At 68.8% G+C, this 22,233-nt stretch carries 20 protein-coding genes; 18 read left to right on the top strand and 2 right to left on the bottom strand.

Annotated elements, in window-relative coordinates:
* Positions 1-63 precede the first annotated feature (63 nt).
* Both FS641_RS04765 and FS641_RS04760 read right to left on the bottom strand, forming a co-directional pair.
* The gene (locus tag FS641_RS04765; protein ID WP_144760677.1) at positions 64-1,227 is read right to left on the bottom strand and encodes a hypothetical protein; all 1,164 of its coding nucleotides are present in this window, start codon (positions 1,225-1,227) and stop codon (positions 64-66) included.
* Positions 1,228-1,348: 121 nt separating this feature from the next.
* Positions 1,349-1,747, bottom strand: coding sequence for a VOC family protein (locus tag FS641_RS04760; RefSeq protein ID WP_144760674.1), 399 nt, complete (start codon positions 1,745-1,747; stop codon positions 1,349-1,351).
* A gap of 229 nt (positions 1,748-1,976) precedes the next feature.
* Between FS641_RS04760 and FS641_RS04755 the strand changes: the two genes are divergently transcribed.
* The 18 genes from FS641_RS04755 to tuf all read left to right on the top strand — a co-directional run bounded on the left by FS641_RS04755 (position 1,977) and on the right by tuf (position 22,147).
* On the top strand, positions 1,977-3,647 hold the full coding sequence (locus FS641_RS04755) for a GspE/PulE family protein (RefSeq protein ID WP_144760671.1): 1,671 nt from the start codon (positions 1,977-1,979) through the stop codon (positions 3,645-3,647).
* Positions 3,648-3,663: 16 nt separating this feature from the next.
* Complete coding sequence (locus FS641_RS04750) at positions 3,664-5,376, top strand: type IV pilus twitching motility protein PilT (RefSeq protein WP_144760668.1); 1,713 nt, start codon at positions 3,664-3,666, stop codon at positions 5,374-5,376.
* Positions 5,376-6,599: a type II secretion system F family protein gene (locus tag FS641_RS04745; protein WP_144760665.1), complete on the top strand. Its 1,224-nt coding sequence runs from the start codon at positions 5,376-5,378 to the stop codon at positions 6,597-6,599. Before FS641_RS04750 ends, FS641_RS04745 begins: the two co-directional genes overlap by 1 nt.
* Positions 6,600-6,828: 229 nt before the next feature.
* A complete protein-coding gene (locus tag FS641_RS18530; RefSeq protein WP_313957792.1) occupies positions 6,829-7,254 on the top strand; it encodes a prepilin-type N-terminal cleavage/methylation domain-containing protein in 426 nt (141 codons plus the stop codon).
* A gap of 94 nt (positions 7,255-7,348) precedes the next feature.
* The gene (locus tag FS641_RS04735; RefSeq protein ID WP_395879061.1) at positions 7,349-8,740 is read left to right on the top strand and encodes a prepilin-type N-terminal cleavage/methylation domain-containing protein; all 1,392 of its coding nucleotides are present in this window, start codon (positions 7,349-7,351) and stop codon (positions 8,738-8,740) included.
* Positions 8,737-9,444 (top strand): type II secretion system protein J, encoded by a 708-nt coding sequence (locus FS641_RS04730; protein WP_144760660.1) that lies wholly within the window; start codon positions 8,737-8,739, stop codon positions 9,442-9,444. Before FS641_RS04735 ends, FS641_RS04730 begins: the two co-directional genes overlap by 4 nt.
* 2 nt (positions 9,445-9,446) lie before the next feature.
* Positions 9,447-11,267 carry a hypothetical protein gene (locus FS641_RS04725; RefSeq protein WP_144760657.1) on the top strand — a complete coding sequence of 607 codons (1,821 nt, stop codon included), beginning with the start codon at positions 9,447-9,449 and terminating at the stop codon, positions 11,265-11,267.
* Positions 11,264-12,097: an A24 family peptidase gene (locus FS641_RS04720; protein WP_144760654.1), complete on the top strand. Its 834-nt coding sequence runs from the start codon at positions 11,264-11,266 to the stop codon at positions 12,095-12,097. Before FS641_RS04725 ends, FS641_RS04720 begins: the two co-directional genes overlap by 4 nt.
* A 16-nt stretch (positions 12,098-12,113) precedes the next feature.
* Positions 12,114-13,166, top strand: a complete 1,053-nt coding sequence (gene pilM, locus FS641_RS04715) for a type IV pilus assembly protein PilM (RefSeq protein WP_144760651.1) — start codon at positions 12,114-12,116, stop codon at positions 13,164-13,166.
* A complete protein-coding gene (locus FS641_RS04710) occupies positions 13,163-13,930 on the top strand; it encodes a hypothetical protein (RefSeq protein WP_144760649.1) in 768 nt (255 codons plus the stop codon). Before pilM ends, FS641_RS04710 begins: the two co-directional genes overlap by 4 nt.
* Positions 13,930-14,676: a hypothetical protein gene (locus tag FS641_RS04705; protein ID WP_144760646.1), complete on the top strand. Its 747-nt coding sequence runs from the start codon at positions 13,930-13,932 to the stop codon at positions 14,674-14,676. Before FS641_RS04710 ends, FS641_RS04705 begins: the two co-directional genes overlap by 1 nt.
* A gap of 226 nt (positions 14,677-14,902) precedes the next feature.
* Entirely contained in the window at positions 14,903-15,529 is a 627-nt protein-coding gene (locus FS641_RS04700) for a hypothetical protein (protein WP_144760643.1), read from the top strand.
* A gap of 161 nt (positions 15,530-15,690) precedes the next feature.
* Positions 15,691-16,113, top strand: coding sequence for a DUF6121 family protein (locus FS641_RS04695; protein WP_144760640.1), 423 nt, complete (start codon positions 15,691-15,693; stop codon positions 16,111-16,113).
* A gap of 135 nt (positions 16,114-16,248) precedes the next feature.
* Entirely contained in the window at positions 16,249-17,403 is a 1,155-nt protein-coding gene (locus FS641_RS04690) for a hypothetical protein (RefSeq protein ID WP_144760637.1), read from the top strand.
* A gap of 351 nt (positions 17,404-17,754) precedes the next feature.
* The gene (rpsL, locus tag FS641_RS04685; protein ID WP_058728453.1) at positions 17,755-18,123 is read left to right on the top strand and encodes a 30S ribosomal protein S12; all 369 of its coding nucleotides are present in this window, start codon (positions 17,755-17,757) and stop codon (positions 18,121-18,123) included.
* A gap of 4 nt (positions 18,124-18,127) precedes the next feature.
* Positions 18,128-18,598 (top strand): 30S ribosomal protein S7, encoded by a 471-nt coding sequence (gene rpsG, locus FS641_RS04680; RefSeq protein WP_144760634.1) that lies wholly within the window; start codon positions 18,128-18,130, stop codon positions 18,596-18,598.
* 87 nt (positions 18,599-18,685) lie between these two features.
* On the top strand, positions 18,686-20,803 hold the full coding sequence (gene fusA, locus FS641_RS04675) for an elongation factor G (protein ID WP_144760631.1): 2,118 nt from the start codon (positions 18,686-18,688) through the stop codon (positions 20,801-20,803).
* A 156-nt stretch (positions 20,804-20,959) separates the two neighbouring features.
* On the top strand, positions 20,960-22,147 hold the full coding sequence (gene tuf / locus FS641_RS04670) for an elongation factor Tu (protein ID WP_144760628.1): 1,188 nt from the start codon (positions 20,960-20,962) through the stop codon (positions 22,145-22,147).
* The last annotated feature ends 86 nt before the right edge of the window (positions 22,148-22,233 follow it).

Below are 22,233 nucleotides of genomic sequence, written 5' to 3'. Positions count from 1 at the left end.
AGGGCCCCGCATCCACCAGGATGCGGGGCCCTTCCCCGTTGCTCCGTCGGGGTCAGCTGTCGGTCAGCGGTACGTCAGGGTGACGCTGCCGAGCGGACCGTCGTCACCGGTGGCGGACACGGTCACGGTCCCGCCGGTCATCCGGCGCGGGTCGAGCGTGACCCGCCACTCCGACGAGCCCGGCACGGACGGCTCCACGGCGTTGCCGTCGTCGTCCGTGACGGGAGAGCCGTCGGCATCGGTGAACGACAGGCGGGCGCCCGGCTCGGCGCTGCCGGTGAGGACGAGCTGCTTCGGCGTCGACTTCGCCACGGTCGCGGTCACCGGGAACGGGATCGTGGCCCCGGTGGTGGTGGAGCCGACGAAACGTGGAGTCTCGTACATGGCGTCGTAGACCTGGGCGATGATCCCCATGAACCGCACACCGGGGGCCGGGTAGGCGAGGTCGGCGCTCCACGTGCCGTCCGTGTTCGTCACCCAGTCCTGTCCGTCGGTCAGCGACCACGGTGCTCCGGACTCGTCGACGAACCGCATCTCGGTGGTGATCGGACCAGTGCCCTGGAGGTGGACCACCCGGGCGATCGGATCCACTCGGACCTCGTCGACGATCGTGTAGGGCTCGAAGGGGAAGTTCACGTTCCGGCGGAACTGTTCTGCTCCGTCGAACCGCTCCGTGACCGTGACGCGGTGCGTGCCGAAGGGCACCCCGTTGATCCGGTGGGCGAACGCGCCGTCGCGGTCGGTGGCGGTCGTCGTCATGAGCACGCCGTCGAGTTCGACGTCGATGCGAGCGCGGGGTTCGAGCCCGGTGCCGTTGACCGTCGCCCACCGCTGGCGTTCGTCGCGGACGACACCGACGATCCCCTCGGCGACCCGCCGCGTCGTGGCGTGGAGTGTCGTCGGCCGAGACGCCCCGGAGGCGGCCACCTCGAAGGTGTGATCGCCGAACCCGTCGACGTGCGCCTTCACCCGCCACGAGCCGTCCGGCTTCACCCGGGTGTCGACGGGCTCGCCGTCGGACGGGCTGATCGACACGAGGTCGCCGGCGTCGCCCGTACCGGTGATCGTCACCTCGCCGGCGTTGTGCACGATGGCTCCGACACGTGCCGAGAACGACGCGGCCTGTGCCGGGGCCGCGGTCGCGAGCGACCCGAGGACCACCGCCAGCGCGACCACACCGCCGAGCCACGTCCGCTGATTCAGATCTGATATGCGTGTGTTCTGCATGGCGGCCATCGTTGCACTGGTCCGCGCGGCTGTCCAGAGGCGGATCGCGTCGCGACGAACGCACGGACGGGAGGCGTGGTGCCGGCGGGCGCCGCGCCTCCCGTCCGGAGCGTGGTGGCGTCTAGATCCGGCGGCCGGCGTCGCTGCCGCGACCACCGGATCCGCGGCCCCTCTCGTCGGCGAGGGAGTAGAGGCTCAGTACGTTGCCGTCGGGGTCGCGGACGTCGAACCAGTCGACGGCGCCGTCGACGCACTCGACCGGACCGACGTCGATGCCGAGTGCTGCGATCCTGGCGTGCTGCGCAGTGACGTCGTCGACGCCGAAACGGACGACCACCGCGTTCTCCTCGGCCTCGTCGTCCTCGAACAGCTGGATCCAGATGCCGCCGATCTCGTACTCGGCGATGCCCTCGTCCGGCTCGAGGTCCGGCTCGACGCGTTCGAACACCGCGCCGTACCAGAGGCAGGACGCTTCGATGTCGGTGACGGGCAGCCCCACGGTCACGCTCGTGATGTCCATGACTCATCATGTCCCGGCGGCAGGCCGCTCGTCGAGGGATCTCGGCATTCCTCCACACGGGTTCGTCAGCGGCCGGTTGTCCACCGTCCCCTGTTCTGGGTGCGCGTGAGACCCCTCGCCCCCTCATTCTGGGACTGCGTCGGCGGGAGGTGCCGACCGTAGCGTGGTCAGGCGCCGAACCCTGTCGACGCGACCCGACGTCCTCGACCCGAAGGAGGCAGCGAGACTGATGGCGACGCTCTCCGAGATCCTGATCCTCAACGGAGCACTCCCGATCGAACACCTCGACTCGCTCACCGGCGACGAGGAGATCGACGAACGGTCGATCCGGTCGCTCGTCGACCGCGGTGTCGTCAGCGAAGCCCAGTTCATCACCGCTCGCGCGGCCTCGAGCAACTCCAAGACGGTGCCGCTGACGGACTACCCGGTCGACGGCACGGCGGTGTCGATCCTGCCGGCCGCGCTCTGCCGACGGCACGGCGTGCTCGGCGTCGGGTTCGAGGGCGACGTCCTGGTGCTCGCCATGGTGAACCCGACGAACGTGCTCGCGATCGACGACGCCCGGGCGGCCTCCGGACGGGCGATCAAGCCCCTCCAGGTCGAGGAGCGCGACCTCGCCGCCGCGCTCGACCGCTACCTGCGCGCCGACGACGAGCTCAACGACCTGACCTCGTCCCTCGAGGAAGAGGCGACCGCAACCGCCCAGCAGCAGGCCGACATCTCCGAGGGTTCGCTCGACGACGTCCCCATCGTCCGCTTCGTGAACCTGCTCGTCTCGCAGGCCATCCAGGACCACGCGTCCGACATCCACATCGAGCCGGGCGAGCACGAGGTCCGCGTGCGCTACCGCATCGACGGCGTGCTGCACGAGATGGCCCCGGCGCCGAAGAACATCCAGAACGGCGTGATCAGCCGGCTGAAGATCATGAGCGACATCGACATCGCCGAGCGTCGGAAGCCGCAGGACGGCCGCATGTCCGTGCGCCACGGTGGACGACAGATCGACCTCCGCGTGGCGACGCTGCCCACGGTGTGGGGCGAGAAGGTCGTCATGCGGATCCTCGACAACTCGAACACGTCGATGTCCCTGCACGACCTCAACCTGCTCGAACAGAACGCCGTCGCCTACCGGCGGTCGTACTCGAAGCCGTACGGCATGATCCTCGTCACCGGACCGACCGGTTCGGGCAAGTCGACGACGCTGTACACGACCCTCAACGCGGTCGCCCGTCCCGAGATCAACGTCATCACCGTCGAGGACCCGGTCGAGTACCGGATGGCGGGGATCAACCAGGTGCAGGTCAACCCGAAGGCCGGACTCACCTTCGCGTCGGCGCTCCGCAGCATCCTGCGCTCCGACCCCGACGTGGTGCTCCTCGGCGAGATCCGCGACCACGAGACCGCGCAGATCGCCATCGAGGCGTCGCTCACCGGGCACCTCGTGCTGTCCACGCTGCACACGAACGACGCCCCGTCGGCGGTGACCCGGTTGACCGAGATGGACATCGAGCCGTTCCTGGTCGGCTCGGCCCTGGACTGCGTCGTCGCCCAGCGACTCGCCCGCAAGCTCTGCGACCGTTGCAAGGCGCCGGCGGAGTACACGTTCGAGCAGCTCCGGGTCCTCGGCTTCGTCGGCGAGGGCGACAGCGGCGTGCCGGCGTTCTTCGCGCCCGTCGGCTGCACCGTGTGCTCGAACACCGGGTACCGCGGACGCATCGCCCTGCACGAGGTCATGACCGTCTCCGAGGAGATCGAGCGTCTGGCCGTGGCACGAGCGTCCAGCGCGGAGATCGGCCGCGTCGCGCAGGAGCAGGGCATGCTCACGCTGCGACAGGACGGCTGGGAGAAGGTGAAGCTCGGCCTGACGAGCGTCGACGAGATCCTGCGCGTGGTGGCGTAGGCGAAGGGCCACGAGCATGACTGACTCCGTGTACGACATCCCCGACGTCAACGAGCCCATCGACGGCTGGCACCCCGGCCGACCCGGTGCCGAGGTCGGCTCCCGGCGCGCGGCACGGCTGGCGGAGACCGGGCAGCAGCCGGCCGTCACCGTCCCGGCGACGCCGGCCCCAGCCGCCTCCGTCTACGACCTCTCCGACGACCTCGCCGGGTGGCCTGCGCCGTCGGGAGCGCCCGTCGCCGTGCCCGTGGCGCAGCCCTACGCTGCGCCGGCGACGCCGCCGGCTGCGGTCCCCGCGTCCACTGCGAGCTACGGGTACGACCTGGATGCAGCCGGCCCGGGTGCCGTCGACCACCGTGCCGTCGACCACGGTGCCGTCGACCACGGTGCCGTCGACCAGGCGACCCGGTCCCTGCCGGTCGTGCAAGCCGAGCCGACCACCGTCCTCCCCGCCGTCGGCGTGACCGAGTCAGCCACCACCGTCCTCCCGACCGTCGGTGGGTGGGCACCCCCCGCAGACGCAACGCCGGCGGTCGACCCGTCGGCTCCGGAGATCGGCTTCACGCGGCACGCCCGCGAGGTCGCCGACGCCGACCTGATCACCGCCCTCGCGCAGGTCGTCTACCAGGGTGCGTCCGACCTGCACGTCACGGCGGACGCCCCGCCGACCGTGCGCGTGGACGGTTCGCTCCGCCCCGCGGTGCCCGGCGGCCCGTGGGCGCGGAACAAGGTCATCGCGGCGCTCAAGACGCTGTTGTCCGTCGAGCAGGCCGGGCAGTTCGACCACGAGCAGGAGCTCGACTTCGCGTACTCGCTGTCGCCGGAGTACCGCTTCCGCGTGAACTACTACCAGCAGCGCGGCAACTGGGGCGCGGCGTTCCGCATCATCCCCACGAAGATCAAGACGCTCAAGCAGCTCGGCATCCCCCAGCACGTCGGTGACTTCGCCAAGCTGCCCCGCGGCCTCGTCCTCGTCACCGGTCCGACCGGTTCGGGCAAGTCGACCACCCTCGCCGCGCTCATCGACCTGGTCAACGAGACCCGCGCCGACCACATCGTGACGGTCGAGGACCCGATCGAGTTCATGCACGAGCACAAGAAGGCGATCATCAACCAGCGCGAGGTCGGTGCGGACACCCATTCGTTCGCGAAGGCGCTGAAGCACGTCCTGCGGCAGGACCCCGACGTCATCCTCATCGGCGAGCTCCGTGACCTCGAGACCATCTCCGTCGCGCTCACCGCGGCCGAGACCGGTCACCTGGTGTTCGCGACGCTGCACACGCAGAGTGCCCCCGGCACCATCGACCGTGTCATCGACGTCTTCCCGCCGCACCAGCAGGGGCAGATCCGCACGCAGCTCGCCGCCACGCTCGAAGGCGTCGTCTGCCAGACCCTCGTGCCGAAGGCCAGCGGCGTCGGCCGGGTCGTCGCGACCGAGATCATGACCACGACGCCCGCGATCGGGAACCTCATCCGCGAGGGCAAGACCTACCAGATCACGTCGGCCATGCAGGCCGGCCGTGACTCCGGCATGCACACCATGGACCAGGACCTCGCCGAGCTCGTCAACGTCGGCACGATCACGCGGCGTGCGGCGATGGAGAAGGTCCACGACCTCGACGGGTTCGACCGTCTCGTGCAGCGCGTCGAGTCCCCGTCCGACTCGTCCGCCGCGGCCATCGCCGCCAGCGGGATCGACTTCGGCGACAAGTTCTCCGGAGGCCACTGATGTCACTCGCGTTCGACTACCGGGGCCGTGACGGCGGCGGCAAGCTCGTCAAGGGGCGGCTCGACGCGGCGTCCGAAGGCGCCGTCGTCCAGCGGCTGCGGTCGATGGGGGTCTCGCCGATCGCCATCACCGAGGCGAAGGCCGGCACGGGGCTGCAGACCGAGATCAAGATCCCGGGGTTCGAGAAGGGTGTGGGGCTCAAGGACCTGGCGATCATGTCGCGGCAGGCGTCCACGATGCTCGCGTCGGGGTTGTCGCTCCTCAAGGCGCTCTCGATCCTCGCGGACCAGACCGAGAACAAGAAGCTCAAGGGCATCCTGGGTGGGGTGCGCGACGACGTCGAGCGCGGCGTCGGGTTCTCCGACGCGGTCGCGAAGCACCCTGTCGACTTCCCGCCCATCATGATCAACATGGTCCGCGCGGGTGAGACCGGCGGGTTCCTCGACCAGGCGATGGACTCCATCGCGACGAACTTCGAGAAGGAGCACAAGCTCCGGTCGACCATCAAGTCCGCGATGACCTACCCGGTCGTCGTGCTCGTCATGTCGCTCGTCGCCGTGGTGATCATGCTCATCTTCATCGTCCCGATCTTCCAGAAGATGTTCGCCTCGCTCGGTGGGCAGCTGCCGCTCCCGACGATGCTGCTCGTGTACGCCTCACACGCGATGGTGTACGTCGGGCCGGTCCTCGTCGTCGCAGCCGTGCTGTCGTGGCTCTGGTGGCGGGCGAACAAGAACACCGAGCGGGTGCGGTCCTTCGTGGACCCGATCCTGCTCAGACTGCCGGTGTTCGGGCAGTTGAACCGCAAGATCGTCATCGCGCGGTTCACGCGGAACCTCTCCGACATGATCGGCGCCGGCGTGCCCATTCTGCAGGCGTTGCAGATCGCCGGAGAGGTGTCGAACAACCACGTCGTCGAAAAGGCCCTCGGGCGGGTTGCGGAATCGGTTCGGAAAGGCGAATCGATAGCCGGTCCGATGGAGAAAGAATCGGTGTTCCCGCAGATGGTCTCGCAGATGGTCTCCGTCGGCGAGGATGCGGGATCGCTCGAGATCATGCTCGAGAAGATCTCTGATTTCTACGACAGCGAGGTCGAATCGACCACCGAGGCCCTGACGTCGCTGATCGAACCGCTGCTCATCGCGTTCCTCGGTGTCGTCGTGGGCGGCATGATCGTGGCGCTGTACCTGCCGATCTTCCAGATCGCCACGCTGGTCAAGTAGTCGCCCGTCGACTGTTCCGGCACCCGGACAGGGGTGGTCGAGATCGTCTGCGCCCCGGTTCTGGGGGTGCGCCGTGGGGTTTTCCACCCCGGTTCTGGGGGCATTTCGTGTCGCAGTGACCCCCGTTCTCGGGATTACCGCGGGAAAATGCCACGAATACGCTGTCCATCGGCGGCGAGCACCGCCCGAATTCCCCTCTCCCGACATTCCTGAAAGAATGGAAACCACAATGTACTTCGCTCTCATGGGCAAGCTCGAAGCTCGCCGCAAGGGCCTCCTCGCCGAGGAGGAGAAGGGCTTCACGCTCATCGAACTCCTCGTCGTCGTCATCATCATCGGCATCCTCGCGGCGATCGCCATCCCGGTCTACCTCAACGTGCAGAACAACGCGAAGGACTCGGCCGCGAAGTCCGACCTGCAGAGCGCCAAGACCGCCCTCGTCGCGAACTTCACCCAGACGAACACGTTCCCGGCCAACGGGACCCTCACCGGTCTGAACGGCTACGGCGGGAACACGTACGACGCGCCCGGCGTCGCTCCCGCCCTGCGGAGCTCGAACGCAACCGCCGGGACGTTCTGCATCGACGCGACGAGCACTGCGTCGAATCCCTTCCACGTGAACGCCGACGGGGCGGTCAAGGCCGGGGGCTGCTGACCACGACCCGACCAGGGGCGGATCGCGACTCGGACCGAGTCCTGGTCCGCCCCTGGCGTCTGACCACGACCACGACCACGAACCGGAGGTGACCATGCTGCGGATCACGACCCTCCTCCGCGATGCCCGAGAGCACGACGAGGGCTTCTCGATCGTCGAGGTGCTCGTGGCCATGACGGTGTTCGCGTTGATCGCGGCGGGCGTGGCGACCGGGATCGTGGGATCGCTGTACCTCGCGCAGGGGTCGCGATCGCGGGAGGTCGCGATCGGCCTGGCCCAGGACGCGATCGACCAGGCGCGGACGAGCACGAACCTCTTCGGGGTCGTCGACAAGACGTCACAGACGACGATCGGGAACATGACCTACACGGTCACCCAGGTGGCGCGGTGGATCCCGACCGCCGGTACCGGGAACGCCTGCGGCGCCGGCGGCGGCCCGCTCGCGTACAAGCGGGTGTCGATGACCGTCAGCTGGACCGCCAGCGGCCGTGGGGCGACGCAGTCCATCGCCATGAACAGCATGGTCGCGCCCTCGACCTCGGTCACGGCAGCGAACCTCGGCACCGTCATCGTCTCCGTCACGCGTGCCGCGAACGGAGCGGGCAACCAGGGGGTGTCGGTCTCCATCACGCCGAACGCGAGCAACCCGAGCGGCGCAACCGCCATCACCTCGGCCGTCCCGCAGACGGACGCCACCGGCTGCAGCTACGCCCTCAACGTCAAACCGGGCCGGTACGACGTGACCCTGACGAAGTCGGGCAACATCGACGACGGCACCTCCGCGAACTCCCTCGGCACGCAGACCACAGCCCCGTCGGCGACGGTGACCGTCGGGGCCAACCAGACGTCGGCGGCGAACTTCAACTACGACAGCGCGTCGACCTACACGCTGAAGTGGCAGGACCCCACGAACACGACCGCGGCGATGACCCTGCCGACGAGCGCACCGGTGACCCTCCGCCGCAAGACCACCGACATCGGTCCGCTGACGACGACCACCACACAGGCCTTCCCCTTCACCGATGGGTACCGTGCGGTCGCCGGCAGCCCGTCGAAGTGTCTCAGCACCGACCCGGTCAACTGGCCGGCCAACGGTGCGGCGGTCGTGCCTCCCGTCGCGGCGGTCGCGCCGGCGAACGCCGGTGACCCGGTGACGGCGTACGCGCCGGTGCAGGCGGTCCAGGTGACCCTCGCCGACCCGAACGACAACGTGCTCACCGCGACGACGACGACGCCCGTTGCGAACTCCGGCGATCCCGGGTGCGCGACGACCACCACGTACACCTTCACCGGAGTGTCGAAGAACCCGACCGTTGCGCTCCCGTACGGCACGTACACGTTCTCGTCCGGCAAGGTGCTCAAGATCCTCGGCGGCATCATCCAGATCTCCTTCTCACCCGGCACTGCGAACGCGACACCGGCGAACGGTGTGACGATCACCCCCGGGAAGACCATGCTCGACCCACGACGGGTGCCGACCCCGTGATCCGCCTCCTCCACCGCATCCGTCGAGAGGATCGCGGTGTCTCCCTCGCCGAGCTCCTGGTCGCGATGAGCGTCGGCGTCCTCGTCCTCGCGATGGCGGGCGCCTTCTTCGTCTCGGTCGCGAGGGCCTCCGCGACGGGAACCGGCGTCGACGCCAACACCCGGGTGTCCACGACCGTCATGCGGGAGGTGCAGCGCATGCTCCGGGTCGCCTCGAACAACCCCGTGCAGAGCGGCACCGACACGCAGTACGCCTTCCAGTACGCGTCCGCGACGTCCGTCCGGTTCTTCGCCTACATCAACCTGAACTCCGCGGTCGAGGTGCAACCCGTCGAGGTCCAGTTCACGCTCGACCCGACGAAGGGCACGATCACCGAGACGAAGTGGTCGGGCACGCCGACCGATCCCACGAAGACCTACTTCGACTTCCCCCGGTCGGCGACCGCGGCGCTCTCCGACACCCCGACCTCCACCATCATCCTCGGGACGAACGTCGTCCCCGGGACGCTCTTCACCTACCGGGACGCCGGCAACAACCCGCTCACGCCGACGGCAGCCGGGCTGAGCGATGCGGACCTCCAGGCCGTGCGATCGGTGACGTTCTCGGTCACGGTCGGCGAGAAGGACCTGACGCGGCTCGCCGCCGCCGACAACGTGACGCTCACGAGCACCGTGAGCATGCCCAACCTGCAGTTCGGACCCTGACCATGCGACGCATCCTGCACCTCATCCGGTCCCACGACGACGACCGTGGCATCGCCCTCGCAGCCGTGCTCGGCATCGGGATGGTCGTGATGATCCTGGCGGCCACGCTGGTCGGCGTCGCCTCGTCAGGCGCGGCCAAGACGACCTCGGACCGCGACTACGCGAACGCGATGGCAGCGGCGTACGCCGGGCTCGCCGACTACCAGTCGCGGGTGAACGGTGACAACGCCTACGCGACGAAGTACGGCGACGAGACGGCTCCGTTCAGTTCCGGCGACCGGTTCGTGAACGGCAAGGGTGGGAACGCGGCGTTCGACAGCTGGGTCGCTGTGCCCGACTCGACGGGCGCCACCGGGACGACGTCGTACCGGTACGCGGTGGACAACAGCATCTACGGACAGCAGGGCATCGTCAGGGTGCAGGTCACCGGCAGGGCCGGTACGACCACACGGACCCTGGTCGCGAACGTCAAGCCGGACGGGTTCTCGAACTACCTGTACTGGACCGACTACGAGTCCGGCGACCCGGACGTGACCGGCGAGAGCTGCACGAACGTCTACCAGAACGCCGCGTACACCGTGACGCCGACGACCGGCAAGCCGGCCTGCACGAGGATCCAGTTCCAGGACGGTGACTCCCTGAACGGACCGATCCGGTCGAACGACATGATGCTCATCTGTGGTGGCACGTTCAAGAGCACCGTGCAGTCGGCCATCGGATGGAGCGACCAGAAGTGCTCGCCGAAGAAGACCCCGAACTTCTCCTACTACACGGGGTACCAACCCGAGGTCGTCGGCTCCTACACGCCCCCGTCCACGATCAGCGCCGGACTCGACCGGATGTACTCCGACAACAGTGCGATCACGGGAACCAAGCCGGGGACCGGCTGCCTGTACACCGGGCCCACGCAGATCACGTTCCTCGGCAACGGGACCATGAAGATCCGTTCCCCGCTGACGATAGCCACCAATCTGCAGAAGGCGTCCCCCTACGGGTCCGCCCCCGCGAAGTGCGGCTCGATCTCCGACCTGCAGGGTTCCGGAGCGACGGTCAGCACGAAGCTCCTCGCCGACGACCTCCTCTACGTGCAGGACGAGCCCGCTTCCGCTGGCACCGGAGCGACGACCAACCCGAACTACTACTGGAACGCGTTCACCGCGAAGACCGCGACCTCGGCGTGCATGAAGAGCCCGAGCACGGTCGACAACGGGCTCGGGTTCCCCGCCACCGGGACCATGAAGCAGACGACATGGTGGGGCGGGACGACGACCGTGAACTACACGGAGTCCAAGCCCGTGAAGGCCAGCGGCGGCAGCTTCGACTACGCCACCGCCTACGGGTGCGGGAACGGCGACCTCTTCGTGTCGGGCAAGGTCGACCAGTCGGTGTCCCTCGTCGCTGAGAACTACGTCTACATCACGGACGACCTGGTCTACGCGACGCCCCGAGCGGCATCGACGGTGCTCGGGCTCGTCGGGCAGGAGGCGGTGATGGTCTGGAACCCGATGGTCGGCAGCACGCCGATCCTCGACGCCGACCGCAGGATCGAGGCCGCGATCCTGTCGAACCAGGGGACCTTCACGGTGCAGAACTACTCGGTCGGCGGTGCGCGGGGCACCCTGACCGTCAACGGGGCGATCGCGCAGCGCTACCGCGGCGCAGTCGGTCAGGGCTCGAACGGGTACCTGAAGGCGTACGGCTACGACAGCAGCCTGGGGAGTTACACCCCGCCCTTCTTCCCGCAGCCGGTCGTGACGACGTACAAGGTGACGTCTCAGATCGAGGTCAGGTCGGCCTACGACGCGAGCGGCGCTCCACGATGACCGGGGCGCTCATGATCGTCGGCTTCACGGCGTTGGTCGGCCTGGCGGTCGGGTCCTTCCTCAACGTCGTCGTGTACCGCGTCCCAGCGGGTCTGTCGGTCGTCTCGCCGGCGAGTGCCTGCCCACGATGTGGACACGAGATCCGTGCGCGCGACAACGTCCCCGTGCTGTCGTGGCTCGTCCTCCGCGGCCGGTGCCGGGACTGCGCGACACCGATCTCGGCCCGGTACCCCCTGGTGGAGCTCGCGACGGGTGCCGCCTTCACGGTCGTGGTGGCGCGGTTCGGGCCCTCCCTCCTGCAGTCGACCGATGCACGCAGCGCCCTGGTGTCGACCTGCGTGCTCGTGGCGATGCTGTACTTCGTCGCGGTCTCGGTGTCCCTGGCACTCATCGACCTCGACGTCCGTCGGCTGCCGAACGCGATCGTGCTGCCCGCGTACCCCGTCCTCGTCGTCCTGCTCGGCGCAGCTGCCGTGCTCGAGGGGGACTGGTGGGCGTTGCTCCGCGGTGCCGCCGGGTTGGTCGTGCTCGGTGGCGCGTACCTCGCGCTCGCGCTCGCCGTGCCCGGGGGGATGGGCCTCGGTGACGTGAAGCTCGCCGGTGTGCTCGGCTTCGTGCTCGCGTACCTCGGATGGGGACCCCTCGCAGTGGGAGCTTTCGCGGCGTTCGTCCTCGGCGGTACCTTCGCGATCGGCCTCATCGCCATCGGACGTGCGAAGCGCGGCGGCGGGATCCCGTTCGGCCCCTGGATGCTCGGGGGTGCGTGGGTCGGCATCTTCTTCGGTCCGGAGGTACTCGACGAGTACCTCCGGATCATCGGTCTGGCCTGAGGGCGAAAGGAATCCCATGGCGAAGAGCGTGGTCGGGATCGACATCGGTGGCGAGTTCATCCGCGGTGTCGAGGTGACGAACCCGGACAAGCCGGAACCGGTGATCTCCCGCATCGCCGAGGTCCCGCTGCCCCCGCTGTCGACGAGCCGGGGTGAGGTGCTCGAACCGAACACCATCGCCGGCAGCCTCCGCGAGCTGTGGCGCGTCGGCAGGTTCCGGTCGAAGAACGTGGTGCTCGGCATCGGGAACCAGCGGGTGCTCTCCCGCGACCTCACCGTGCCCCGCGCTCCACTCGCGCAGATCCGCGAGTCCCTGCCGTTCCAGGTGCAGGACATGCTCCCGGTGCCGGTCGGCGACGCCATCCTCGACTTCTACCCGATCTCCGAGTCCGACGCTCCGGAGGGCCCAGTCGTGCACGGTCTGCTCATCGCCGCGGTCAAGGACGCGGTCCTGGCGAACGTCCGCGCCGTGCAGCTGGCCGGGCTCAACCCCGTGGCCGTTGACCTCATCCCGTTCGCCCTGACCCGGGTGTACCTCCCGTCGTCCCGGTTCCCCGGAACCCACGCCCTGGTCGAGGTCGGTGCGAACACGACCACGGTCGTCATCGCTCATGACGGTGTCCCGCAGTTCGTCCGCATCGTGCCGACGGGCGGCGACGAGGTGACCAAGTCGCTCGCAGCGTCCCTCGAGATCCCGACCGACCAGGCGGAAGCCGTGAAGCGCTGGGTCGGACTGGGGACGAGAGCGCAGACACCGGACGACGTGCGCGCCGCGCTGAAGCTCCGTGACGTCACCGGTGAACTGCTCAGCAGCCTCCGCAACACGGTCAACTACTACGTGAGCACCCGACCCGGTTCGACGGTGTCGAGCATCGTGCTCGCGGGCGGCGGCTCACAGCTGCCGGGCTTCGCTCAGGCGTTGCAGGACCAGGCTCGCCTCCCCGTCGTCGCCGGTGACGCGTTCGCTGACGCGGCGACCACCCGTTCCATCACCAAGGAGCACCTCGCCGACCGTGGCCTCGCCGCTGCCGTCGCGTGGGGGCTCGCCTCCGGGAGCGCAGCAGCATGACGAAGGTCCTCGAACCGAAGCGGTCGTCCAGGTCCTCTCGTCCTCGCGGTGCAGACGCACAGGCGGCGAAGGTCGCGGCCGAGAGCGCACAACGCGCGAAGCGCCAGGGGCGCTCCGCACAGTCGCTCGTCCTCGGCGGGGTGCCCCGCGTCGACCTGCTGCCGACCGAGGTGCTCGTCGACCGTCGGCAGCGCGCGGTCGTACGGCGAGCATGGCTCGGAGTCGTCGTCGTCGCGGTCGCGGTCGGGATGGCCGTGGTCGTCTCCTCCGCAGCGGCGGTCCAAGCCGAGGACCGCCTCGCTGCCGAGCGCGGTCAGACCGACTCGCTCCTGCTCGAACAGCAGCGCTACCGCGACGTCCGCAGCGTGGAGACGCAGTCCGACCTGCTCCGCGCCGCGCAGGCCGTGGGCGGGTCGACGGAGGTCGACTGGCAGTCGACGTTGCAGGGTGTCCAGGACTCGCTGCCCGCCGGGGTGACGATCGCCGGTGTCCAGGTCGACTCCGCATCCCCACTCGAGGCGTACGCCCAAGCCGACGGGCCGTTGCAGGGGCAGCGGATCGCGACGCTGACCATCGACGCCCAGAGCCGGACACTGCCTTCGGTCCCGGCATGGCTCGAGTCCGTCAAGGGCATCAACGGCTTCGTCGATGCGAACGCCAATGCCGTGACGCTCGACACCTCGTCGAACGTGTACACGGTCGACATGACCATCCACCTCGACCAACGCGTGTTCGACGGCAAGTACGACCTGAAGGGCAAGTGATGAGCCGCAACCGGATGATGCTCCTGATCGCGGGCGTCGCAGCCGTCGTCGTCGTCCTGGGCGGCTACTTCCTCGGCGTGCAGCCGCAGCTCGCCCGCGCATCCGTTGCCCGGAGCGACACCGCGGACACGGCGAGCAGCAACGCCACGACCCGTGCCGAGATCGACCGGCTGCGGGAACAGGCGAAGTCCCTCCCGCAGATGCAGGCGTCCCTCGCAGCGCTCCGCACGTCGGTCCCGTCGGTACCGAACACGTCCGGACTGCTGACGGAGTTGAACTCGACGGCCGACGCCGCTGGCGTGACGGTCGCGACCGTCACGATCGGTGATCCGCAGGCGTACTCACCGCCGGCTGCGACCAGCCCGACGGGGTCCGCCGCCGCGGCCACGGGGGGCAGTACCCCGAGCCCGAGCCCGTCGGCGACGTCGGAACCGACAGCGTCCCCCACCGCGAGCACTCCCGCGGTCCCCAGAGCCACCACGAACAGTGCGATCACGTCGCAGAACTTCTCGGTGATCCCCGTGGCGGTGTCGGTCAACGGGTCGTTCTCGCAGGCGCTGGCCTTCGTGAAGGGCATGCAGTCGGACGGACGGCTCTACCTCATCGACTCCATCTCGTCCGCGACCGAGAACGGCAGCGCATCGACGGGTTCCTCCGATTCGGCCGCGGCCACCCCGAGCTGGACCTTCAGCGGGTACGTCTACGTGCTCAGTGACGAAGCCGGAGCTCCCCAGACCAAGGGCTGACGGTCCACCGCTCCAGCACCCCCACCAACTGGGGGACCCGCCGCCACGCCGGGCCGACTTCCGTGGCGGCTCCCGCTGTGCCTACGATGCTCCCGATGCCGTGTCCCGCGGCTCGTCCCACCCTCTCGAACGGCCAGCTCGAATCGGTCGTTCCTCGTCGTGCCCGGAGTCGCGCGTGTTGTCTGGAATCGTGGAGTTCCTCGGCTGGTTCGGAGCAGTAACTGTCTTGGCGGGATACATCCTGTTCTCGACCGGCAAGCTCCCGAACGGCCCGGTGTACCAGCTCTTCAACCTGGTCGGCGGTCTGGCCGTGGCGGTCAACGTCGCCGCTCACGGGGCCGTCCCCTCCACGATCGTCAACGGCATCTGGGCGATCGTCGCCGTCGTCGTCCTGGTGCGGATGGCGAAGGCGCGCCGGGGTGCCGAGCGGGCAGGACTCGAGACGGCCGCCGAGCTCTCCCCGGAGCCGCTGGCGACGACCGCCGTGCTGCCCGTGGTCGGGCCAGCGCTCCGCCAGCACGAGGCGGATCCGGGTGCGCCCGTCCTGGTGGCGACCGCGACCGGGACCGACGTGCCGGACCCCGCCCCGAGCCTCCAGGCCGGCGTTGCCGACGCGACGGGCGGGACGGGCACGACCGACGTGGCTCGCCGGGCCGACGCGGCTCGCCCGGCGGACACGACCGATGCGGCTCGCCCGACCGGCGCGTCCGTGGCGCCCGAGCCGGTGGCCCCGATCACCGCGAGCGTCCCCGTCATCACGGCGACCATCGCGATCGCGCTCGTCGGCGCGGCACAGGAACAGCGCCGTGCCGAGCGCGATGCGCAGGAGCAGCAGGCGCAGCAGGCGCGCTGACGTCCTCCGGGAACCGCGGAGCGGACACAGCGCCGCGGATCTCCACGGTGCTGTGTCCGGATCCCGGTCCGCAGCGGACGAGCACTCGCCGCGGACGAGCGGCACCCGCCCGGACGCGCACCCACCCGCACCAGCGGGCCCGGCGGCGATACGATCGCACCATGTCCCGGTGGTTGGTGGCGACGATGACGTCGGTCCTCTTCATCGCGCTCGTCATCGCCGTGAGTGGGTTCGAGGCGCTCCTGGCGAACGTCGAGGTCATCACGCAGCCCGACGCCACTCCGTACCTCGGCCCGGCGATGGTGGTGGGCGGAGCGGTGGTCGTCTTCCTCGCGACGGCGTTCGGGATCCCGGACGGCAACCCCGGCGTCACCGGGCTGGTGGCGGCGGCGACGGCGTACCTGGTCATGCTCGGCGTCGGGTCGGTCGGCTACGCGCTGATCCGGCAGGACGTCACCGAGCTGCTGGTGTTCCCGGCCGGCTACGCCCTCGGGCCGTTCGTGGTCGGGTCGGTCGTCGTCGCGCTGCTCTGCGTGATCGGTGGGATCTGGGCGGCTCGGCACCAGACGACACGGTCCCGCTGACGGGCGGCATGTGGCGAGCGGCTCGGTACCGGACGACCGGTCCTGGGGACGGCGACGAGCACCTCAGCGACGGCGACCGCCGGTAGGATCCCACGTGCCGACGGACGAGCGCGGCAGTGACACCACGGGGGATCCATGCAGACGGAGCCGAGCACGACCCAGCCGGAGGGCTGGGGATCCGTACCGCACGTCGCCGACATCAGCGGCACGCGGGAAGCACCGGCGCCGCAGGCCGCACCCGCACACGTCCCCGCATCGGGTCGGCGCAGGCGCATGCGCCGCGGCGCCCTGGTCGGGCTCGTCGCCGGCGGAGCAGCGGTGGTGCTCCTCGCCGTGGCCGGGGGCGTCGGGTACGCCGTCGGCACGAGCAGTCATGCGCCCGAGCACCAGGTGGAGGCGTTCCTCGACGACCTGCAGGCCGGCAAGGTCGACCGCGCCCTGCGTGACGCCGGGATCGAGCACGGGAAGGACGACGTCCTGCTGACCGACGCCGCCTACGCGAAGGCGACGTCCCGCATCACCGGGTACCGCATCGCCGCGACGGAGACCACTGACGACTCCGCGACGGTCGGCGCCTACCTCACGCAGGGTGGGCGGCAGGTCCCCGCGACGTTCACCCTGGAGCGCACGGGCACCGACTGGGGCGTGTTCCCGGAGTGGGAGCTCGAGGCACCAGACCTCGGCGCGGTCGACGTGGTGGTGCAGGCTCCGGCCGGCACCACCGTCACGGTCGCGGGGCAGCGCGTGACGACGGGCAAGGGCGGCGACGTCACGCTCCGCGCGCTGCCGGGCTCGTACGACGTGGGCGTCGACGGCGGGAAGTGGTTCACCGCCGACACGCAGCGCGCCGAGGTGCAGGGCTTCCGCACGGGCGACAGCACGCCGGTCACGATGACGACGACGCTCACGGCGGACGGCACGACGGCGGCGACCAACGCGGTGAACGCCTGGGTGGACGGCTGCGTCGCGTCGACCTCCACCGCGCCGGACGGCTGCAGCTTCTACGCCTACGGCGAGAACCCGGCGAACACGTACACCAACCAGAAGTGGACGCTCGACGCACGTCCGACCGTGCGGGTCGACGGCTGGCTGTCGGACGGCTGGATGGTCACGACGTCGTCGCTCGGATCGGCGACGTTCACGGCCGACTTCACGGGCCCGGCCGGGAGCGGCCGCGCCACGGCCGGTCCGATCAACGTGAACGCCACCGGCATCATCACGGGCTTCTCGGACGCCGGAGCGACGTTCCGGTCGGCGGTGGGGAACGGGTCGTCGGACACCGGTTCCTGACCACCGAGACACCGCACCGGACTGGAGGCCCGACCCGCCGCCGACGTCGTCGGTGCGGCGATCGCGGGCTCGCCTCGGCTCGGCCGAGACCGCGGTCGCCGTCGTGTTCGCTGCGGGCCGATCCCACGGGCCCGGTGACGACGCGCCCGGATTGATTTCCCCCGGTCGCCCAGGTAGCCTCTTCTGGGTGTGCGCCCATGGGCGCGCCTGAAAAGTCCGGCGGGTCTCCGACCCGCTCCGGACAGTCCGCCCCCCGAATCCACGTCCGCCTGAACGGCGGTCGTTCGCGTGGGCGAGGATGCCGACGGACCGCGTCGGTCAGAGAACACGAGCGAAGAACCAGGAGAACAGTTGCCTACTATTCAGCAGCTGGTTCGCAAGGGTCGTACGCCGAAGGTCGTCAAGACCAAGGCACCGGCCCTCAAGGCGAACCCCCAGCAGCGTGGTGTGTGCACCCGCGTCTACACCACCACCCCCAAGAAGCCGAACTCGGCACTGCGCAAGGTCGCTCGTGTGAAGCTCTCGAACGGTACCGAGGTCACGGCCTACATCCCCGGTGAGGGCCACAACCTGCAGGAGCACTCGATGGTGCTCGTCCGCGGCGGTCGTGTGAAGGACCTCCCCGGCGTGCGCTACAAGATCATCCGCGGCGCGCTCGACACGCAGGCCGTCAAGAACCGTAAGCAGGCTCGTAGCCGCTACGGCGCGAAGAAGGGTTGAGCCAATGCCTCGTAAGGGTCCCGCCCCCAAGCGTCCCGTCGTCGCAGACCCGGTCTACGGCGCACCGATCGTCAGCCAGCTCGTCAACAAGATCCTGCTCGACGGCAAGAAGGGCCTCGCCGAGCGCATCGTGTACGACGCACTCGAAGGCGTTTCGTCCAAGAACGGCCAGGACGCCGTCGTCACGCTGAAGAAGGCGCTCGACAACGTCCGACCGACCCTCGAGGTCCGCAGCCGCCGCGTCGGTGGCTCGACCTACCAGGTCCCGGTCGAGGTCAAGCCGCACCGTGCGAACACGCTGGCCCTGCGCTGGCTGACCTCGTACGCCAAGGCCCGCCGCGAGAAGACGATGACCGAGCGTCTCATGAACGAGATCCTCGACGCGTCCAACGGTCTCGGCGCCGCTGTCAAGCGTCGCGAGGACACCCACAAGATGGCCGAGTCGAACAAGGCCTTCGCGCACTACCGCTGGTAGTCCAGGCACTGTCCGGGCGTCGGCGGTCAAGAACCTCGGCGCCCGGACGGACGCCATCTCTCCTACAAACTCTTCCGGAGGAACCCTGTGGCACAGGACGTGCTCACCGACCTGAACAAGGTCCGCAACATCGGCATCATGGCGCACATCGACGCCGGCAAGACCACGACCACCGAGCGCATCCTGTTCTACACGGGCATCACGCACAAGATCGGTGAGGTCCACGACGGCGCCGCCACGATGGACTGGATGGCGCAGGAGCAGGAACGCGGCATCACGATCACGTCGGCCGCGACGACCTGCTTCTGGGACAACAACCAGATCAACATCATCGACACCCCCGGTCACGTGGACTTCACGGTCGAGGTGGAGCGCTCGCTCCGCGTGCTCGACGGTGCCGTCGCCGTCTTCGACGGCAAGGAGGGCGTCGAGCCCCAGTCCGAGACCGTGTGGCGTCAGGCGGACAAGTACAACGTCCCGCGCATCTGCTTCGTCAACAAGATGGACAAGCTCGGTGCGGACTTCTACTTCACCGTCGACACCATCGTGAAGCGCCTCGGCGCCGAGCCCCTGGTGCTGCAGCTCCCGATCGGTGCGGAGTCCTCCTTCGAGGGCGTCGTCGACCTGGTCGAGATGCGTGCGCTGACCTGGCGCGGCGACGCCAAGGGCGACGTCCAGATGGGTGCCAAGTACGAGATCGAAGAGATCCCGGCCGACCTGGCAGACCGCGCCGCCGAGTACCGCGAGAAGCTCATCGAGCGCGTGGCTGAGGCGGACGACGAGCTCATGGAGCGCTACCTCGAGGGCGACACCGACTTCTCGGTGGCCGAGATCAAGGCTGCGATCCGCAAGCTCACCGTCAACAGCGAGCTCTACCCGGTGCTCTGCGGTTCCGCGTTCAAGAACCGTGGCGTCCAGCCGATGCTCGACGCGGTCATCGACTACCTGCCGTCGCCGCTCGACGTCCCGCCGATGATCGGCCACGACGTCAAGGACGAGGACAAGGAGATCATCCGCAAGCCGGACGCCTCCGAGCCCTTCTCGGCGCTCGCCTTCAAGGTCGCCGTGCACCCGTTCTTCGGTCGTCTCACCTACGTCCGCGTGTACTCCGGCCACATCGAGTCCGGCGCACAGGTCGTCAACTCGACCAAGGGCAAGAAGGAGCGCATCGGCAAGATCTTCCAGATGCACTCCAACAAGGAGAACCCGGTCGACGCGGTGACCGCTGGTCACATCTACGCGGTCATCGGCCTCAAGGACACCACCACCGGTGACACCCTGTGCGACCCGCAGGACCAGGTCGTCCTCGAGTCGATGACCTTCCCGGAGCCCGTCATCGAGGTGGCGATCGAGCCGAAGACCAAGGCTGACCAGGAGAAGCTCTCCACGGCCATCCAGAAGCTCGCCGAAGAGGACCCGACGTTCCGCGTCGAGCTCAACGCCGAGACCGGTCAGACCACGATCAAGGGCATGGGCGAGCTCCACCTCGACATCCTGGTCGACCGCATGAAGCGCGAGTTCAAGGTCGAGGCGAACGTCGGCAAGCCGCAGGTGGCCTACCGCGAGACCCTCACCAAGACCGTCGAGCGCTACGACTACACCCACAAGAAGCAGACCGGTGGTTCCGGTCAGTTCGCGAAGGTGCAGATCGCGCTCGAGCCGATGGAGGTCACGGCGGAGAAGGTCTACGAGTTCGAGAACGCCGTCACCGGTGGTCGCGTGCCTCGTGAGTACATCCCGTCGGTCGACGCCGGTATCCAGGACGCCATGCAGGTCGGCATCCTCGCCGGGTACCCGACCGTCGGTGTGAAGGCCATCCTCAAGGACGGCCAGTCGCACGACGTCGACTCGTCCGAGATGGCGTTCAAGATCGCCGGCTCGATGGCCTACAAGGAAGCGGCCCGCAAGGCCGGTCCGGTCATCCTCGAGCCGATCATGGCCGTCGAGGTCCGTACGCCCGAGGAGTACATGGGCGACGTCATCGGCGACCTGAGCTCGCGTCGTGGCAACATCGCCGCGATGGAGGACGCTTCCGGCGTCAAGGTGGTCCGCGCGAGCGTGCCGCTGTCCGAGATGTTCGGCTACGTCGGAGACCTTCGGTCGAAGACCTCCGGCCGTGCCGTCTACTCGATGACGTTCGAGACCTACAACCAGGTCCCGGCCAACGTCGCCGAGGAGATCGTCGCGAAGTCCAAGGGCGAGTAACGCTCCACAGCGTGCTCTCCACAGGCGGGGGTGCCCGGCGACGGGCCCCTCGCCACCAAGTAAAGTAACAACACACACACCGCGAGCCAACGGTTCGGCATCCCACACCGGGGTGCTCCCGGGGGGCCCGCATCCGAGTCCTGAGGAGGACCCACAGTGGCCAAGGCCAAGTTCGAGCGCACCAAGCCGCACGTCAACATCGGAACCATCGGTCACGTCGACCACGGCAAGACCACGCTCACGGCGGCGATCACCAAGGTTCTGCACGACCAGTACCCGGACCTCAACGAGGCCCGTGACTTCGCTCAGATCGACAACGCTCCCGAAGAGCGCCAGCGCGGCATCACGATCAACATCTCCCACGTCGAGTACCAGACCGACAAGCGCCACTACGCGCACGTCGACGCTCCTGGTCACGCCGACTACGTGAAGAACATGATCACCGGTGCGGCCCAGATGGACGGCGCGATCCTCGTGGTCGCCGCCACCGACGGCCCGATGCCCCAGACGCGTGAGCACGTGCTGCTCGCCCGCCAGGTCGGCGTGCCGTACATCGTCGTCGCGCTGAACAAGTCCGACATGGTCGACGACGAGGAGATCCTGGAGCTCGTCGAGCTCGAGGTCCGCGAGCTCCTCGGCTCGCAGGAGTTCGACGAGGACGCCCCCGTCGTGCAGGTCTCGGCGCTCAAGGCGCTCGAGGGCGACGAGAAGTGGGTCAAGTCCGTCCAGGACCTGATGGCCGCTGTCGACGAGAGCGTGCCGGACCCGGTGCGCGCCACCGACCAGCCCTTCCTGATGCCGATCGAGGACGTCTTCACGATCACCGGTCGTGGCACCGTCGTCACCGGTCGTGTCGAGCGTGGCGAGCTGAACGTCAACGCCGAGGTCGAGATCGTCGGCATCCGCGCGACGCAGAAGACCACCGTCACGGGCATCGAGATGTTCCGCAAGCTGCTCGACTCCGCGGTCGCCGGTGACAACACCGGTCTGCTCCTCCGTGGCCTCAAGCGCGAGGACGTCGAGCGCGGCCAGGTCGTCGTGAAGCCGGGTTCGGTCACGCCGCACACCGAGTTCACCGCGAACGCGTACATCCTGAACAAGGAAGAGGGCGGCCGTCACAACCCGTTCTACGCGAACTACCGTCCGCAGTTCTACTTCCGCACCACGGACGTCACCGGCGTCATCACGCTGCCCGAGGGCACCGAGATGGTCATGCCCGGCGACACCGTCTCGATGACGGTCGAGCTGATCCAGCCGATCGCCATGGAGGAGGGCCTCCGCTTCGCCATCCGTGAGGGTGGTCGTACGGTCGGCGCCGGCACGGTCGAGAAGATCATCAAGTAACTCCGGTCACCTGCGTCAGTGGGGTCGGGCCTTCGGGCCCGGCCCCGCTTTCGTCATCTCGGGGCAGACAGGTCGGTGCGCCCCCG

Source organism: Curtobacterium sp. 9128 (assembly GCF_007673775.1).
Taxonomy (GTDB): Bacteria; Actinomycetota; Actinomycetes; order Actinomycetales; family Microbacteriaceae; genus Curtobacterium.
This window is presented reverse-complemented; position numbering and strand designations above follow the sequence as displayed.

Bases quoted from the DNA above. Each gene is read 5' to 3' on its own strand.
- FS641_RS04765 (WP_144760677.1), bottom strand. From the start codon at position 1,227: ATGCAGAACACACGCATATCAGATCTGAATCAGCGGACGTGGCTCGGC.
- FS641_RS04760 (WP_144760674.1), bottom strand. From the start codon at position 1,747: ATGGACATCACGAGCGTGACCGTGGGGCTGCCCGTCACCGACATCGAA.
- FS641_RS04755 (WP_144760671.1), top strand. From the start codon at position 1,977: ATGGCGACGCTCTCCGAGATCCTGATCCTCAACGGAGCACTCCCGATC.
- FS641_RS04750 (WP_144760668.1), top strand. From the start codon at position 3,664: ATGACTGACTCCGTGTACGACATCCCCGACGTCAACGAGCCCATCGAC.
- FS641_RS04745 (WP_144760665.1), top strand. From the start codon at position 5,376: ATGTCACTCGCGTTCGACTACCGGGGCCGTGACGGCGGCGGCAAGCTC.
- FS641_RS18530 (WP_313957792.1), top strand. From the start codon at position 6,829: ATGTACTTCGCTCTCATGGGCAAGCTCGAAGCTCGCCGCAAGGGCCTC.
- FS641_RS04735 (WP_395879061.1), top strand. From the start codon at position 7,349: ATGCTGCGGATCACGACCCTCCTCCGCGATGCCCGAGAGCACGACGAG.
- FS641_RS04725 (WP_144760657.1), top strand. From the start codon at position 9,447: ATGCGACGCATCCTGCACCTCATCCGGTCCCACGACGACGACCGTGGC.
- FS641_RS04720 (WP_144760654.1), top strand. From the start codon at position 11,264: ATGACCGGGGCGCTCATGATCGTCGGCTTCACGGCGTTGGTCGGCCTG.
- pilM (WP_144760651.1), top strand. From the start codon at position 12,114: ATGGCGAAGAGCGTGGTCGGGATCGACATCGGTGGCGAGTTCATCCGC.
- FS641_RS04710 (WP_144760649.1), top strand. From the start codon at position 13,163: ATGACGAAGGTCCTCGAACCGAAGCGGTCGTCCAGGTCCTCTCGTCCT.
- FS641_RS04705 (WP_144760646.1), top strand. From the start codon at position 13,930: ATGAGCCGCAACCGGATGATGCTCCTGATCGCGGGCGTCGCAGCCGTC.
- FS641_RS04695 (WP_144760640.1), top strand. From the start codon at position 15,691: ATGTCCCGGTGGTTGGTGGCGACGATGACGTCGGTCCTCTTCATCGCG.
- FS641_RS04690 (WP_144760637.1), top strand. From the start codon at position 16,249: ATGCAGACGGAGCCGAGCACGACCCAGCCGGAGGGCTGGGGATCCGTA.
- rpsG (WP_144760634.1), top strand. From the start codon at position 18,128: ATGCCTCGTAAGGGTCCCGCCCCCAAGCGTCCCGTCGTCGCAGACCCG.